The 14,293-nt window shown below is 60.6% G+C and carries 15 protein-coding genes; 6 read left to right on the forward strand and 9 right to left on the reverse strand.

Going from position 1 to position 14,293, the window contains the following annotated elements; all coding sequences use genetic code 11:
• Positions 1–42: 42 nt before the first annotated feature.
• On the reverse strand, positions 43–1,098 hold the full coding sequence (locus CFAEC_RS09925) for a PDDEXK family nuclease (RefSeq protein ID WP_290276469.1): 1,056 nt from the start codon (positions 1,096–1,098) through the stop codon (positions 43–45).
• A 248-nt stretch (positions 1,099–1,346) separates the two neighbouring features.
• Between CFAEC_RS09925 and CFAEC_RS09930 the strand changes: the two genes are divergently transcribed.
• Entirely contained in the window at positions 1,347–1,943 is a 597-nt protein-coding gene (locus CFAEC_RS09930) for an IS6 family transposase (protein WP_290276471.1), read from the forward strand.
• A 228-nt stretch (positions 1,944–2,171) separates the two neighbouring features.
• Positions 2,172–2,606: a tautomerase family protein gene (locus tag CFAEC_RS09935; protein ID WP_290276473.1), complete on the forward strand. Its 435-nt coding sequence runs from the start codon at positions 2,172–2,174 to the stop codon at positions 2,604–2,606.
• A gap of 17 nt (positions 2,607–2,623) precedes the next feature.
• Here the strand turns inward: CFAEC_RS09935 and CFAEC_RS09940 are convergent, their stop codons facing one another.
• From CFAEC_RS09940 to cmtR, 4 genes are read right to left on the reverse strand one after another with little or no spacing between them, the layout of a single operon-like run.
• A complete protein-coding gene (locus CFAEC_RS09940; RefSeq protein ID WP_290279869.1) occupies positions 2,624–2,878 on the reverse strand; it encodes a histidine phosphatase family protein in 255 nt (84 codons plus the stop codon).
• A 45-nt stretch (positions 2,879–2,923) separates the two neighbouring features.
• Positions 2,924–3,292, reverse strand: a complete 369-nt coding sequence (locus CFAEC_RS09945; protein ID WP_290276475.1) for an SGNH/GDSL hydrolase family protein — start codon at positions 3,290–3,292, stop codon at positions 2,924–2,926.
• Positions 3,273–5,237: a heavy metal translocating P-type ATPase gene (locus CFAEC_RS09950; protein ID WP_197462035.1), complete on the reverse strand. Its 1,965-nt coding sequence runs from the start codon at positions 5,235–5,237 to the stop codon at positions 3,273–3,275. The genes CFAEC_RS09945 and CFAEC_RS09950 overlap by 20 nt, the downstream gene beginning before the upstream one ends.
• Complete coding sequence (gene cmtR / locus CFAEC_RS09955; protein WP_290276476.1) at positions 5,234–5,599, reverse strand: Cd(II)/Pb(II)-sensing metalloregulatory transcriptional regulator CmtR; 366 nt, start codon at positions 5,597–5,599, stop codon at positions 5,234–5,236. Before cmtR ends, CFAEC_RS09950 begins: the two co-directional genes overlap by 4 nt.
• A gap of 264 nt (positions 5,600–5,863) precedes the next feature.
• Between cmtR and CFAEC_RS09960 the strand changes: the two genes are divergently transcribed.
• The gene (locus tag CFAEC_RS09960; protein ID WP_290276478.1) at positions 5,864–6,460 is read left to right on the forward strand and encodes an IS6 family transposase; all 597 of its coding nucleotides are present in this window, start codon (positions 5,864–5,866) and stop codon (positions 6,458–6,460) included.
• Between the two features lie 22 nt (positions 6,461–6,482).
• Here the strand turns inward: CFAEC_RS09960 and CFAEC_RS09965 are convergent, their stop codons facing one another.
• The 4 genes from CFAEC_RS09965 to CFAEC_RS09980 form a co-directional block, all read right to left on the reverse strand.
• Positions 6,483–6,869, reverse strand: coding sequence for a transposase (locus CFAEC_RS09965; protein WP_290276479.1), 387 nt, complete (start codon positions 6,867–6,869; stop codon positions 6,483–6,485).
• Positions 6,870–7,278: 409 nt separating this feature from the next.
• A complete protein-coding gene (locus CFAEC_RS09970; protein WP_290276480.1) occupies positions 7,279–7,419 on the reverse strand; it encodes a hypothetical protein in 141 nt (46 codons plus the stop codon).
• A gap of 18 nt (positions 7,420–7,437) precedes the next feature.
• Entirely contained in the window at positions 7,438–7,692 is a 255-nt protein-coding gene (locus CFAEC_RS09975; RefSeq protein ID WP_290276481.1) for a hypothetical protein, read from the reverse strand.
• Between the two features lie 40 nt (positions 7,693–7,732).
• Entirely contained in the window at positions 7,733–9,769 is a 2,037-nt protein-coding gene (locus CFAEC_RS09980) for a M3 family metallopeptidase (RefSeq protein WP_290276482.1), read from the reverse strand.
• A gap of 97 nt (positions 9,770–9,866) precedes the next feature.
• On the opposite strand from CFAEC_RS09980, the gene CFAEC_RS09985 reads away from it, so the two are divergent.
• The 3 genes from CFAEC_RS09985 (at position 9,867) to CFAEC_RS09995 (ending at position 14,268) form a co-directional block, all read left to right on the forward strand.
• Positions 9,867–11,234: an alpha/beta fold hydrolase gene (locus CFAEC_RS09985; protein WP_290276484.1), complete on the forward strand. Its 1,368-nt coding sequence runs from the start codon at positions 9,867–9,869 to the stop codon at positions 11,232–11,234.
• A 158-nt stretch (positions 11,235–11,392) separates the two neighbouring features.
• A complete protein-coding gene (treS, locus tag CFAEC_RS09990; RefSeq protein ID WP_290276486.1) occupies positions 11,393–13,183 on the forward strand; it encodes a maltose alpha-D-glucosyltransferase in 1,791 nt (596 codons plus the stop codon).
• Positions 13,180–14,268 carry a trehalose synthase gene (locus CFAEC_RS09995; protein WP_290276488.1) on the forward strand — a complete coding sequence of 363 codons (1,089 nt, stop codon included), beginning with the start codon at positions 13,180–13,182 and terminating at the stop codon, positions 14,266–14,268. Before treS ends, CFAEC_RS09995 begins: the two co-directional genes overlap by 4 nt.
• Positions 14,269–14,293: the final 25 nt, after the last annotated feature.

Below are 14,293 nucleotides of genomic sequence, written 5' to 3' on the forward strand. Positions count from 1 at the left end.
TTCCTACTGCCCCAACTTTGCAACAGCACCCTTCGAGGAAACTCAGTCGTGCCCGTAGGCAATGTCCGGTAGGCTGCGTCCTTCGTAGGCCCAAGCACGGGTACCGGGGCTGTCGATTGCTTGCCCGGCCCGCGTAAAGATCTCTTGGACCAGTTTGGCGGAGCTCCAGCGCTTCTCCGGTTCGCACCCCCAGACAAACGGCTTCGGGGAGTCAGCATCCCAGGAGAACTTCCTTCGGCTCGGGTCCTCATCGAGCCAGCGTTCGACTGCCTTGGCCTTTCCCTGGTGTTCCCTCGCCGGGTGGAAGGCCAGGGCCGCTCCATCGGGGAGGAGGTCACCGGTCAGGATGAGGTCCACCACGTTCGCTTTTCGGATCTTCTGGTCGACAGCCTCCTGAATGCGCGGGGACTGCGCACGCAGGCGATAGGCGTCGATGTCCATAACCGGGAACAGTCGGTTGAAGCTGGCCACCAGATTTTGGAAGGATGCTGCCTCGGTGTCGTCCCTAGTGGCCACGTTGATGATCCGGTACGTGTGGCATTCAATGGTTAGTTCCGGGGTGATCTCCTGCAACCATTGGACGGTGGTGAGCACCTGGGCGGGAAAACTCGGTGCCACGAGGACGATCTTCGGGAGCGCGAAGATGGGGTCGGGTTGTTCCGGCTCCAGTTCAAGGTGATTCCGCAGGATCTCAAGCGTCTGCTCGGGGCGGACGGTGTCGGCATCCTCGGTTTTATCCTTGTTGAGCCAGGCTGCGTGTGCTTCTGCCAGCTGTCTGAGAGTGAAGCTCGAGACCAGGGCTCCATAGGTCAGGGCCTGCAGATGAACGGATTTATCCCGCACGCTCTTGAGCTCGATGACGACCAGCGTGCCATCGCTGGCCAGGCCGAGGACATCGAGGCGTTCGGTGGCGGTGGCCTCTTTCGCGGCCCAGCGATTGAATTGGGTGGTCACGATGATCATGGACGCATCAATAAGCTCGGGATGGTCGACGATCCACTGTTCCAGGTGCTCGGTCTCGTTCAGACCAGCCTCCGCCATGGAGTATTCCTGGCACATCTCAGAGCGGGCACCGTCGATCTGCAGTACGTTGGACATACCCTAGCGTATCGCCTTTTCGAATGCGCCAGCCCCGGTTAACCGGTCAGCATTCCTCTGGTGCTCTTGCAGATGGTGCTGTTGCAAAGTTGGGGCAGTAGGAATACCGGCGTGAAATAATTAGAACCATGGGCATCTTCTCGGGTCGCCATTTCCCCCGTGACATCATTCTGTGGGTGGTGCGGTGGTACTGCCGCTACGGGGTGAGCTGACCTAAGACCTGGAAGAAATGATGACTTCAGCGGGGCGTGCCGGTCGATCACACCACGATTCTCACCGTTGGGTCCAGAAATACGCCCCTGAGCTGGACAAGCAAACACGGTGGTACCGGCAGGTACCTGACTGGCAGGCTAAGTTCCTGGCGGGTGGATGAGACCTATATCCGGGTCGGCGGCAGGTGGTGCTATCTCTATCGGGCGATCACCGCCGGTGGCCAGACCCTGGACTTTTACCTCTCTCCGAAGCGGAACGTGGCCGCAGCGAAGCGTTTCCTGGCGAAGACGCTGCGGGCGAACGCGTCGGCCGGGTCCCCGCGGGTGATTAATACAGATAAGGCACCCTCCCTAGCCAGGGCAATCGCCGAGTTGAAGTCAGAGGGAATCTGCCCGCCAACAGTGGAACACCGGCAGGTGAAATACCTCAACAACATCCTGGAAGGCGACCATGGTCGGCTGAAGCGGATCCTCGGGCCGAAAGGCGCGTTTAAGAACCGGACATCTGCATATCGGACGTTGAAAGGGATGGAGGCGATGCACTCATTGCGCAAAGGCCAGGGCGCGATGTTTGCCTACGGGCAACCGAACCCGGATGCGGTGATCGTCAGCCGGGTGTTCGAGGCTGCCTGAGAACGCCGACCCGCAGCGAGCATCAGAGGATGAAGACTGGGTCGTCACGGCTCTCCGCCTGAAGTTTGCAACAGCACCCTTTGGATCGATGTGGCTGTCTCTTCGTTTTACGACAGTGCACTGTTGAGGTGCTGCGCCGCAGTTCAAGTGGGGCTAAAATACGCCTGAAGCGGCACCTGATACTAGATGCGGGTGCCGCTTTTGTGCTGGGTAGGTAGATTGAGGTTCATGCCGACCTACACCGTCTTATCCACCGCCGGGACAATCGGACCGGGGCAGCGCCCGAAACTCGCTGAGCTGATCACCGACCTCCACCACGAAGTCACGTCCGCCCCGCGCTATCTGGTTCAGGTGCTCTTCAACGATCTTGCACCCGGTGAGTTATTCCTCGCCGGCCAGGAAGTTTCTCAGGACCACGTCTGGATCCGGGCGGATATCCGTTCCGGGCGCACCGAACAGCAGAAAACCGGGCTATTAAAACAGCTCACCGCCAGGGGCGCCGAGACACTGGGAATACCGGCGGCCCACCTCTGGGTCTACGTCAATGAGATCCCCGGTGCGAACATGACCGAATACGGCCAGCTCTTGCCCGAGCCCGGCGGGGAAGCTGAGTGGTTTAGCTCCCTACCGCCACAGGTTCGCGATGTGCTGACAGGTCTGTGACCAGCGGGCCGCTAAATCTATTTGCTGCCTGTATTTGCCCACCGGACCAGGTCACCCTGGCCGAAGCCGACCTCGCCGGATTTAATCACGATGTAGCGGCAGTTGGTCATGTATCCGGAGAAGCCGCCGTCCACCCCGGTGGTGTAGGTGGTGATGGTGCGGATCGCGGTGCCGTGGCTGACCGACATCATGCCACGATCGCCCTCGAAGGTCGGGCGCAGCAACTCCAGCACGGGCTGGAACCGGTCGATGACCTGCCAATAGCAGTGCAGTAGCTCATGTTCTGGGTATAGGTGGCGGAGCCAATAGCTGACCGATCAGCTGGCGCAGATCTCCTCAAGATCTAGTTCGTCGACCATCGCCGCGTAGCCCTCGTCATTCGGATGTAGGTTGTCGCCCGGATTGAATGCGGGAAGGAGCCTGCTCGGGTTGTCGGGGTCGCGGACCGCAGCCTCGTAATCAGCAAGGGCGTCGAATTCACCTGAGTTCCTGATCCACTCATTGACTGCCTGGCGGTCCTCCTCGCCGTCGGACAGGCGTGGACTGTCCTCTCGCACCAGCAGCTCAATTGGGACGCTCTCCCCGGTCAGGCCTTCAGGCTCGGGGCGGTCAGGACCGGTGAACACCATCAGGGCGACCAGGATGATCGGGACAATGGTCACCAGGTCACACATGAGGGCCGGCATGGGTGAGCTCCGACGTAGACAGTGTGCCAGCAGCCACTGGCCGTGCGGTAGTTGCGGTCCGGGCAGCGCGTAGACCATTGGCAATGACGATAACCTCTGCGACCTCATGGACCAAGACAACCGCAGCTAGTCCCAACACACCAGTGATCGCCAGCGGCAGCAGCACGATGATGATCGCCAGGGACAGCACGATGTTCTGGTTGATGATGGTGCGCCCCCGTCGGGCATGGTGCAGGGCACGCGGAATCAGACGCAGGTCATCACCGGTAAAGGCAACATCCGCGGACTCGATCGCCGCATCCGATCCCTTCGCTCCCATGGCAATCCCGATATCGGCGGTAGCTAGGGCGGGGGCGTCGTTGATACCGTCACCGATCATCGCCACCGGCCCCCGGCCTGCCAGGTCAGCCACGGCCTGAGCCTTATCCTCCGGGCGCAGCTCGGACCGGACATCCGTAATACCGGCCTCGTGGGCCAGAGCATCGGCGGTGCGCCGGTTGTCACCGGTGAGCATGGTAATCCCGAAACCCTCGTCCGTCAGGGACTGAATGACCTCGGGGGTTTCCGGACGGAGTTCATCGCGCACCCCCACCGCACCGACCGGGTGGTCGTCACGGTAAACGATGACCACGGTCATACCCTGGCTCTCCAGGGTTTCGACCTGCCCGACCAAGGGGCCAGGGGACAGCCAGCGGGGACTCCCGACCTTAATCTGCGTCCCGTCGATCACCCCGGTGATCCCCTGCCCCGCAGTCTCGTCAACCTGCTGGGCAGTCGGCGCCTGGGGTGCTGCGGCGGTAATAGCGGCGGCCAGCGGGTGGGTGGAGTGATCCTCGAGCGCGGCAGCCCAGCCGAGGACATCTGCCCGACTGATGCCATCGATGGTGAGCACCTCCGCAACAGTGGGCTGATTGCGGGTTAGGGTACCGGTCTTATCCAGGGCCAGGTGGCGGATGCCACCGAGGCGCTCAAAAGCGGCGCCGGACTTGATGACCACCCCGAACTTGCTGGCCGCCCCGATCGCAGAGACGACCGTGACCGGCACCGAGATCGCCAGCGCACACGGCGAGGCCGCGACCAGCACGACCAGGGCACGCTCAATCCACACACCTGGATCCCCGAACAGGGACCCGATCACGGCAACGAAGATGGCCAGAATGAGCACCCCCGGCACCAGGGGGCGGGCCAACCGGTCGGCGATACGCGCGCGTTGGCCCTTCTCACTCTGCGCCTGCTCGACCAGCGCGACCACAGTGGTCAGGGAATTGTCTGTGCCTCCGGCGGTGGCCTCAACTTCGAGAGCCCCGGTGGTGTTGATTGAGCCAGCCAGCACCGCGTCACCGGGGCCGACCTCCACAGGGATGGATTCCCCGGTGATCGCCGAAACATCCAGGCTGCTGTGCCCGGACCGGATGATTCCATCGGTGGCCAAGCGATCTCCGGCCGCCAGGCGCAACACATCCCCTGGAGCGAGGTCTTCGACCGGCACCGTGCGGGTAGACCCGCGGACAAGAATGGTCGCGGTCGAGGGGATCAGAGCAAGCAGGGACCGCAGGCCCGAGCGGGCCTTGTCCATCGCCTTATCTTCCAGCGCCTCTGCGATGGAGTAGAGGAAGGCTAGGGCGGCGGCCTCCTCGATGAACCCGAGCAGGACGGCACCGGTGGCGCTGATCGTCATCAGCAACCCGATACCCAGTTTTCCCCGGGTAAACAACCCCTTCAGCGCCCCAGGAACGAACTGGGAGGCACCCAACAACAGGGAGGCCCAGAATAAGACGAGGGCGATCATCCCGGCATTGGGAACGAACCACTCAAGGATCAGACCAACCAGCAACGATACACCGGAGGCCACAGGAAGGAGGATAGCCCGATCACGCCACCAGGGCGTGTGCTCCTCTTCTCTGGCCATCGGTGCAGATGGTTCACAACCACAGGCAGACGTCATGACTGCTGGCCTCCTTCTGTATCGCAACAGCCGGCGACCAGACAGGCAGGGTCTAGGCAGGGGGCATCCTCATCAACGGCGAGGGTGATCTCTACCAGGGCATTGAGCGCGCGGGCCAGGTGTGCGTCGACGATCTCATAGCGGGTACGCCGCCCCTCCGGCTCGGCGACTACAATCCCGCAGTCGCGTAGACAGGCCAGGTGGTTGGAGACATTCGTCCGGGTCAACCCCAGCGTTTCGGCCAGTTGGGCCGGATACCCGGGGGATTCGAGTAGGGACAACAGGATCCGGGACCGGGTGGGATCAGCCATGGCACGGCCCAAGCGGTTCATTACATCAAGACGGGAAGCAATAGTCAGCATGTGCTGACCATACAGTAGGTGCTGACTAGTTGGCAATCTCTCTCATCTCCGAGGAGCCCCTCGGAATCGCAGGATGGATTCGCTTTGGAGGGTGCTGTTGCAAAGTTGGGGCAGTAGGAATACCGGCGTGAAATAATTAGAACCATGGGCATCTTCTCGGGTCGCCATTTCCCCCGTGACATCATTCTGTGGGTGGTGCGGTGGTACTGCCGCTACGGGGTGAGCTGACCTAAGACCTGGAAGAAATGATGACTTCAGCGGGGCGTGCCGGTCGATCACACCACGATTCTCACCGTTGGGTCCAGAAATACGCCCCTGAGCTGGACAAGCAAACACGGTGGTACCGGCAGGTACCTGACTGGCAGGCTAAGTTCCTGGCGGGTGGATGAGACCTATATCCGGGTCGGCGGCAGGTGGTGCTACCTCTATCGGGCGATCACCGCCGGTGGCCAGACCCTGGACTTTTACCTCTCTCCGAAGCGGAACGTGGCCGCAGCGAAGCGTTTCCTGGCCAAGGCCCTCAGATCCAATGCGTCAGCCGGGTATCCCAGAGTGATCAACACCGATAAAGCACCCTCCCTAGCCAGGGCAATCGCCGAGTTGAAGTCAGAGGGAATCTGCCCGCCAACAGTGGAACACCGGCAGGTGAAATACCTCAACAACATCCTGGAAGGCGACCATGGTCGGCTGAAGCGGATCCTCGGGCCGAAAGGCGCGTTTAAGAACCGGACATCTGCATATCGGACGTTGAAAGGGATGGAGGCGATGCACTCATTGCGGAAAGGGCAAGGCACGATGTTTGCCTACGGGCAACCGAACCCGGACGCGGTGATCGTCAACCGGGTCTTCGAGACGGCCTGAGAACGCCCACACGCAGCGGCCATCAGGGAATGAGAAACTGAGTCTTCGCTGCTCTCCGCCCAACTTTGCAACAGCACCCTCCAGGCGATGCTGATCCGTCTTTGATAAAGCCGGTGTCATCAACAACCCAGGCATCGGGGTGGATCAGATCGATGGCCCTGGTGGCCAGGGCTTTTCTGACAGGTTCGACTGGCCAGGGTGAGGTGGAGACGAATTGTTGGAGTCGTTGATGATCAATCCCAAGTCGTTCGGCCATGGGTTGCATAGATTTCCGACGCCCCTCTAACATCAACCCCTGCAGGTAGTAGCTGGAGGTGGCGCGTTGGTCCTTGCGGACCAGGGAGGCAAAGATTTCGGCGACGAAATCCTGGAGAGCACTTGGGGTGTGAGTGATGGTTTTTGCGTTCATGATCAAACATTACGCCCCATAAAGATCACTCCACAAGAGCTAACGAAGTACTACTAGACCCTGTCTCAAATCACCATACGGGCGCACTAAACCGGAATCATGAATATGGGACACTGCGCTTAGCAAGCCCACCGGCTGGCCTGTCGAATCCACCTCTACAGCAGCCAAACCCACAGAATATGAACCAACGTCAATTCCTACAACGTAATTAATCTGCACGATGTATCCATCCTTCAAAAAGAAAACCGGCGTGGCACGAAGCCAACGCCGGTGGAGCAATCGGAGTTAGAAACAAGCTAACTCTTACTGTGGATCAATTCTCAATATCCATAATTACTCACTTTCCTCTTAAAGTCTCAAAAATGTTTAATTTTCCCCCGTTCGGGGGTAGCTAATCCCATACCGCTATTTACAATAGTGAAACCAACCAGGCGATCAGCACGATAACCAGCAATGCCACCAGTGCCTGGGTGACGCGTGACTGCGGGTACTTGCGCCTGCGTTTGGGCAGTTCCTGGTCGCGTTTGCGGAGCTCTTCTGGGTTAGCCATGAGTGTCTCTTTTTATCCTTAGCTCGGTTGTGATTCGCTGATGATTCGGGTGCCGCCCTCTGTGGTGCGCACAGCCTGTCCGGCAGGTGGGAAGCTGCCCCGCTTAACCCGGGTGGCGCCTGACACCCACATTCCGAGGAGATCCACGAACCGGAGTAAGGGCACCGCCATGAGGGCACAGACCAGCACCGCTCCGAGGATCACGATGGGTGACTGTATCCACAGCGGGGCTGTGGTCAACTGCTGGGAGATCCAGTCAAGCAAGGCGGTCATGGCTTAAAACCATACACCGCCCACCTCAAATCTTAAGACCTCAGATCGCACCCGCCAGGCCACGACGACGCAGCAGTGGTCCGATGTCCTTGGCCCGGCCACGCAGGGTTTCAAAGGAGCGGGTGTAATCGGCGGCCGCACCGCGGGACAGCACCAGATCACGGAAACGCTGACCTGCCTCACGGGCGGACTCAGCAGAGGCTGCGTCGCCGGCGGCACCGGTTTCTTCGAACCAGTCGAAACCATCCGCGTCCAGGGCTTCCGCCCACAGGTAGGAGTAATAACCTGCTGAGTAACCACCGGCGAAGATGTGGTTGAAATAGGTGGAACGGTAGCGTGGGGCCACCTTCTCCACGTCCAACCCGGCGAGCTGCAGGGCGTCCTGTTCGAACTGCTCGATGTCGGTCACGGCCGCAGCCTCATCAGCGGTCAGGGAGTGCCAGGCCAGGTCAATGATAGAGGCAGCCAGGTACTCGGAGGTGGCAAAACCCTGGCCGAACTGACGGGATGCCTCAATGGCGGACAGCATCGCCTCGGGGATGACCTCACCGGTTTCATGGTGGCGGGCGTAGTTGCGCACCACGGAAGGATCAAAGGCCCAGTTCTCATTGATCTGGGAGGGGAATTCCACGTAGTCACGCGGCACGGAGGTGCCGGAGAAGCTTGGGTAGCGCACATCAGACAGCAGTCCGTGCAGGCCATGTCCGAATTCGTGGAAGATGGTGGTCACCTCATCCAGAGACAGCAGTGCCTCACCGGAGGTGGGTTTGGTAATCCCCATGACGTTGATCACCACCGGCTTGGTGCCCAGCAGGTGGGACTGGTCCACGAAGCTGCTCATCCACGCGCCACCGCGCTTGGAGGGCCTACCGAAGTAGTCGGTGAGCAACAGACCGATGCCGGTGCCATCGTGGTCCTTGACCTCCCAGACATCCACGCCCTCTGCATAACCGACCAGGTCCTCGCGCTTATCCACGGTGATGCCGTAGAGACGGTTAGCGGCATAGAACACGCCATCTTCCAACACACGTGTCAGTGGGAAGTACTGGCGCAGCTGCGCATCATCCAGGGCGTAATCGCGTTCACGGACCTTGGATTCCCAGAACGGCCAGTCAGCAGCCTCCACCTTTTCGCCTGAGAATTCGGCTTCCTCCGCTGAGAGCTTGTACTCCGCCTTCGCATTGGACGCGGCACTGGGTGCCAGGTCATAGAGCAGACCGCGGACAGCATCCACGTCGTCGGCGGTCTCCTCCTCGATCACATACTCGGCGTGGGTGGTGTAGCCGAGCAGTTCCGCGCGCTCGGCACGCAGGCGGACTGTTTCCAGAAGCACCTCGGCATTGGAGTTCTGGCCGCGCTGCTGGGAGGCTTCATAGAGTTTGGCGCGGGCCTCGGAAGAGGTCAGGACCGCCTGCTCCGCCTGCACGGTGGGCAGTTCCAGGGGAACCACATAGCCCTCGCGGTCTACTGCCTGCGCATAGGCGGCAGCAGCCTCCACACGGGATGGGCTGAAGCCTTCCAGCTCGGATTCATCAAAGCTCACCGCCAGCTCACGGGTGTCCTTCAACAGGTTGCGGCCGAACTCCTCCGACAGGGCGGAGAGGCGTTGGTTGATCTCAGACAGCCGGGCCTTGCCGGCTGAATCGAGGGCGGCACCGCGGCGTCGAAAAGCTCTGGTGGTCTGCTCAAGCAGACGCTGAGACTCCTCATCGGCTGGTGCTTGCAGTGCCTCGATGCGCTGGAACAGCGCGGAATTGTGATAGATCGAATCAGAATGGGCGGCCAGTTTAGGGGCGATCTCCTGCGCGATGGCATCCAGCTCATCGGAGGAATCGGTGCCCTGCAGGTTGAAGAACACCGACGCCGCACGGTTCAGTGGCAACCCGGCGCGCTCGAGGGCTTCCATGGTGTTCTCCCAGTTCGGGGCATCCGGGTTAGCGGTGATCCCCTCGATCTCTGCCTTGTGCTCAGCCAGGGCGATCTCGAAGGCGGGGAGGAAGTCCTCCGTCTTAATGGCTGCGAAATCAGGCAGCTGGTAGGGAAGGTTACTTGGGGTCAGCAGGGCATCAACACTCATAGAGATCGATCCTAGATGAGTGCCCAGCAACGGTGGGGATCGCGGTCCCCACCGATCTGGCCGGGGATTGACCACCCGGGTTGCTAATGTTGGGCTCATGTCTGTCACGGTCACCTGCCCCGCCGGTAATATCACCGGGGAACTTGTCTCTTTCACTGCGCACGGAGCTGGTGCTGGCCCGGGTGTCGGCGCTGCGGCTGACGCTGAGACCGGCGTCGGTGCTGGCGCTGAAACCGGCGTCGGTGCTGGCGCCGGTTCTGAGACTGGCCCTGAAGCGCGCGAGACCACGCGCACACCTGAGTTCCCCTATTTCCGCTCGATCCCCTACGCCAGGGCACGGCCCTTCCAGAATGCTGAGAAACTCGAACCGCTGGAGATCGATGCGCGGGGCACGCACCCCGGTCTGCATCTGACGGTGTCCACGCCGGAGACCCGTTTCGGCGCAGACTATCCGGTGATCGTGTTCATCCACGGTGGCGGGTACGTCAATGGTTCGCGGTTTGATCCCCGCACCGATCCCAAATTCTTCACCAACCAGGGGTTTGTGGTGGTGGAGATCTCCTACCGCCTGGGGCTGGAGGGGTTCGTGCCCTTCCATGATGATGAACCCCACCACTACCGCGGCACGGATGACTGTGTGCTGGCGCTGGAGTGGGTGCAGAAGAACATTGAGCATTTCGGTGGTGATCCCACCAATGTCACGCTGATCGGCCAGTCCGCCGGCGGCGGCATCGTCCTCTGGCTCGCGCGCCTGGACCACTACCGCGGCGCGTTCCGCCGCGTGGTCGCCCTCTCCCCCAGTTTCCCGCGCGGTCCCTTTGCCAAACGCAAAGGCGCTTTACGACGCTCCCTCTCCCTCCCCATCACCCGTGACTCCCTGGCGAAAGCCGACCCGCAGAAACTCACCCGTGGCTATCGACGCTTCGCCCGACGGTACTTCCATGACCTGGCACTGGGCCCCGCAGGTTATGACCCGGACGAGCTCGCTGATGTGGATCTGATCATCACCTCCACCCGGGATGAGATGTACAACCACGGCATCGGGCAATGGTTTGACCAGCGGAAGGTGGGGGCTGCCCTGGCTTCGCGGCTGCTTGGGGTCAGCGTGCCCGCCTCCTACATAACCAAGGCCCGGAAGATCGATGACCGTGTGGTCGGTCGCATGATCGGCGATTCCATGATCCGCCGCTATGTCGCCCAGACAGAGAAAGGCTGGTGGATTGAATTCCCCGGACGTCACTGCGATGACCTCAGTGAGATCTTCCAGAGGGATTCTGAAGCGCACCGCATCATCGCGTCCTTCGCCCGGGGTGAAACACCCTCGTGGCCGCAATATTCACCCGAGGATCGAGCGGCGTTGTCCCTGGTGGATGGCGAACCAGAGGTGGTGCGCGATCCGTTGAATATCGTGCGGACCTCGTTCCTCCAGCAGGATGGCCCTGCGGTGGACGGGCTGGGTGGGTAGAAATCCTCGCCGGGGGGCTCGGCGGGTGGTAACGGCTGGAGGGGCGCTGGAGGAGTGCCGGAGGGGCGTTGGAGGGGTTCTGTGTGGCCCTGTTGGCAGCACTTATAGCACAAAAGCATGAGCAGCGAGAGCCCTAAAATATCTCTACCCTAGTGGGTATGACTGACACTACCCCGCTGAATCAGGACCTGATCCCGGAGAGTACCGCCCGCCCGGTGGTAGATGCTGAGGGCTTCATTGTTGAGCACGAGTCGGAGGAATACAACACCCCGGCACCTGCTCCCGGTGAACAACCCTGGGAAAAACACGACCGCGAATGGTACAAAGACGCGGTCTTCTATGAAGTACTGGTTCGTGCCTTCCATGACCCGGGCAACACCGGATCAGGCACCCTCAAGGGACTGACGGAAAAGCTCGATTACATCCAGTGGCTGGGTGTGGATTGCATCTGGGTCCCACCGTTCTATGATTCCCCGCTGCGTGATGGTGGTTATGATATCCGCAACTTCCGTGAGATCCTCCCGGAATTTGGAACCGTGGATGATTTCGTGGAACTGGTGGACCAGGCCCACCGTCGTGGTCTGCGAATAATCACGGACCTGGTGATGAACCACACCTCAGATCAGCACCCATGGTTCCAGCAGTCCCGCACCGATCCGGACGGCCCTTACGGTGACTTCTACGTGTGGGGGGATGATCCCACCATGTATAAGGAAGCCCGGATCATCTTCATTGACACCGAGGAGTCCAACTGGAGCTATGACCCGGTGCGCAAGCAGTATTACTGGCACCGTTTCTTCTCCCACCAGCCGGACCTGAACTATGACAACCCGGCGGTGCAGGAGGCGATGCTTGATGTCCTGCGCTTCTGGCTGGATCTGGGTCTGGATGGTTTCCGCCTGGATGCCGTGCCCTACCTGTTCGAGCGTGAAGGCACCAATGGTGAGAACCTGCCTGAAACACACGATTTTCTCAAACGCTGCCGCGCTGTCATTGATGAGGAGTACCCGGGACGCATCGTCCTGGCCGAGGCCAACCAGTGGCCGCATGATGTGGTGGAGTACTTCGGTGAGAAGGAGAAGGGCGATGAGTGCCACATGGCCTTCCACTTTCCTCTCATGCCCCGCATCTTCATGGGTGTCCGGCAGGGGTCCCGCACCCCGGTCAGTGAAATCCTCGAACACACACCTCCGATCCCCAAGACCGCCCAGTGGGCTATCTTCCTGCGCAACCATGATGAGCTGACCTTGGAGATGGTCTCTGATGAGGAACGCGCCTATATGTACCAGCAGTTCGCCCCCGAGCCTCGGATGCGTGCGAACGTGGGTATCAGGCGTCGACTAGCACCGCTTGTCGACGGCGACCGCAACCAGCTCGAACTGCTGCACGGCCTGTTGCTGTCCCTGCCTGGCTCCCCGGTTCTGTACTACGGCGATGAGATCGGCATGGGTGACAATATCTGGTTGCCTGACCGTGATGGTGTGCGCACCCCCATGCAGTGGTCCAATGACCGCAATGGTGGCTTCTCCAAGGCTGATCCCGAACGCCTCTACCTCCCGGCGATCCAGAATGACCGCTTCGGCTATGCCCAGGTCAACGTGGAAACACAGCTCACGCAGGAGAATTCCCTGTTGCAGTGGATCCGCAACCAGATCATGATCCGTAAGCAGTACCGGGCTTTCGGCAAGGGCACCTACCGGGAGATCGACTCCACCAACGAAGCAGTGCTCACCTTCCTGCGTGAGTACAAGGGCCAGACCATCCTGTGCGTGAACAACATGTCCAAGCTCCCACAGGCCGTGGCGCTGGATCTCAGCGAATTCGCCGGCATCACCCCGCGTGAGGTGTCCGGTGGCCAGTACTTCCCCACCATCGGCGAACGCCAGTGCGTGTTCACCCTCGCCCCACACGGTTTCTTCTGGCTCGATATGAGCGGTGAAGAAGAGTGAGCATCGCCGAACACATTGTGAAGGAACGCTTCTACGGAGCCAAGTCGCACACCATCACGGAAGTAGACATCGTGGTGGAGAAGCAGGTCGGTGAGAACACCCTGCTGATCGCGCGGGTCAATGATGCCCTCTACCAGCTCCTGGTGAATGAGGATGGCCGGGATGTTCTTCCGGATCATGTCCACGACGTGGGGGAAAGCCTGGGCACGTGGAACTCCCCCGCCCCCTTCCCACCCGGCCCCTACCGGAAGCTGAACAGTGAACAGTCCAACACCTCACTGGTGGCCGGTGATGTGATGGTGAAGTATTTCCGCAAACTTGAACCCGGGTTGAATCCCGATGTGGAACTGCTCAGCAGGATTCCCGACTGCCCGAATGTGGCACCGGTACTGGGATACTCCGCCGTGGATCTCGATGGTGATGACTACACCCTGGTGATGGCCCAGCGGTTCATGCCCGGCAAGGATGGCTGGGTACACGCCCTGTCCACCACCTCCAGCAGTTTTGCTGATGATGCGCGGCTGTTGGGTTCAGCAACGGCAACAGTGCACACCGCCCTTGCCGAGGCCTTCGGGACCACCGTGGTTCCCGCGTCCACCGTGGCCGACGGGTTGATCACCCGCCTTGATGGTCTCATCGCCACAGTTCCTGAACTGGTACAGTTCCGCCAAGCTGCTGTGGACATCTACCAGGGTCTTGAGGGAGAGATGGAACTACAGCGCATCCATGGGGATCTCCATCTCGGCCAGACCCTGCGCACCGATGACCGCTACATTCTCATCGATTTCGAGGGTGAACCAGCCCGCCCACTGGCTGATCGCAAACTCCCGGATTCCCCGCTCCGTGATGTGGCGGGCATGATCAGATCCATCGACTACGCAGCCCACTTCGATGGCGTGCATCAGCGGTGGGGGGCAGAGGCCACCGCAGCGTTCCTCGAGGGTTACGGTGCCACGGATGGGAACCAGGATCTTCTCAATGCCTACATCCTGGACAAGGCGCTCTATGAGGTGGCTTATGAGATAAACAACCGCCCCGACTGGGCACATATCCCGATCGGAGCGGTCAGGAGGGCACTTGCTTAAGCATCAGCAAGCGCCCTCCAGGTAG

It is taken from the genome of Corynebacterium faecale (genome assembly GCF_030408735.1).
Classification (GTDB): Bacteria; Actinomycetota; Actinomycetes; order Mycobacteriales; family Mycobacteriaceae; genus Corynebacterium; species Corynebacterium faecale.

Coding starts and splice junctions, on each gene's coding strand:
- CFAEC_RS09925 (WP_290276469.1), bottom strand. CDS start 1,098: ATGTCCAACGTACTGCAGATCGACGGTGCCCGCTCTGAGATGTGCCAG.
- CFAEC_RS09935 (WP_290276473.1), top strand. CDS start 2,172: ATGCCGACCTACACCGTCTTATCCACCGCCGGGACAATCGGACCGGGG.
- CFAEC_RS09945 (WP_290276475.1), bottom strand. CDS start 3,292: ATGCCGGCCCTCATGTGTGACCTGGTGACCATTGTCCCGATCATCCTG.
- CFAEC_RS09950 (WP_197462035.1), bottom strand. CDS start 5,237: ATGACGTCTGCCTGTGGTTGTGAACCATCTGCACCGATGGCCAGAGAA.
- cmtR (WP_290276476.1), bottom strand. CDS start 5,599: ATGCTGACTATTGCTTCCCGTCTTGATGTAATGAACCGCTTGGGCCGT.
- CFAEC_RS09965 (WP_290276479.1), bottom strand. CDS start 6,869: ATGAACGCAAAAACCATCACTCACACCCCAAGTGCTCTCCAGGATTTC.
- CFAEC_RS09970 (WP_290276480.1), bottom strand. CDS start 7,419: ATGGCTAACCCAGAAGAGCTCCGCAAACGCGACCAGGAACTGCCCAAA.
- CFAEC_RS09975 (WP_290276481.1), bottom strand. CDS start 7,692: ATGACCGCCTTGCTTGACTGGATCTCCCAGCAGTTGACCACAGCCCCG.
- CFAEC_RS09980 (WP_290276482.1), bottom strand. CDS start 9,769: ATGAGTGTTGATGCCCTGCTGACCCCAAGTAACCTTCCCTACCAGCTG.
- CFAEC_RS09985 (WP_290276484.1), top strand. CDS start 9,867: ATGTCTGTCACGGTCACCTGCCCCGCCGGTAATATCACCGGGGAACTT.
- treS (WP_290276486.1), top strand. CDS start 11,393: ATGACTGACACTACCCCGCTGAATCAGGACCTGATCCCGGAGAGTACC.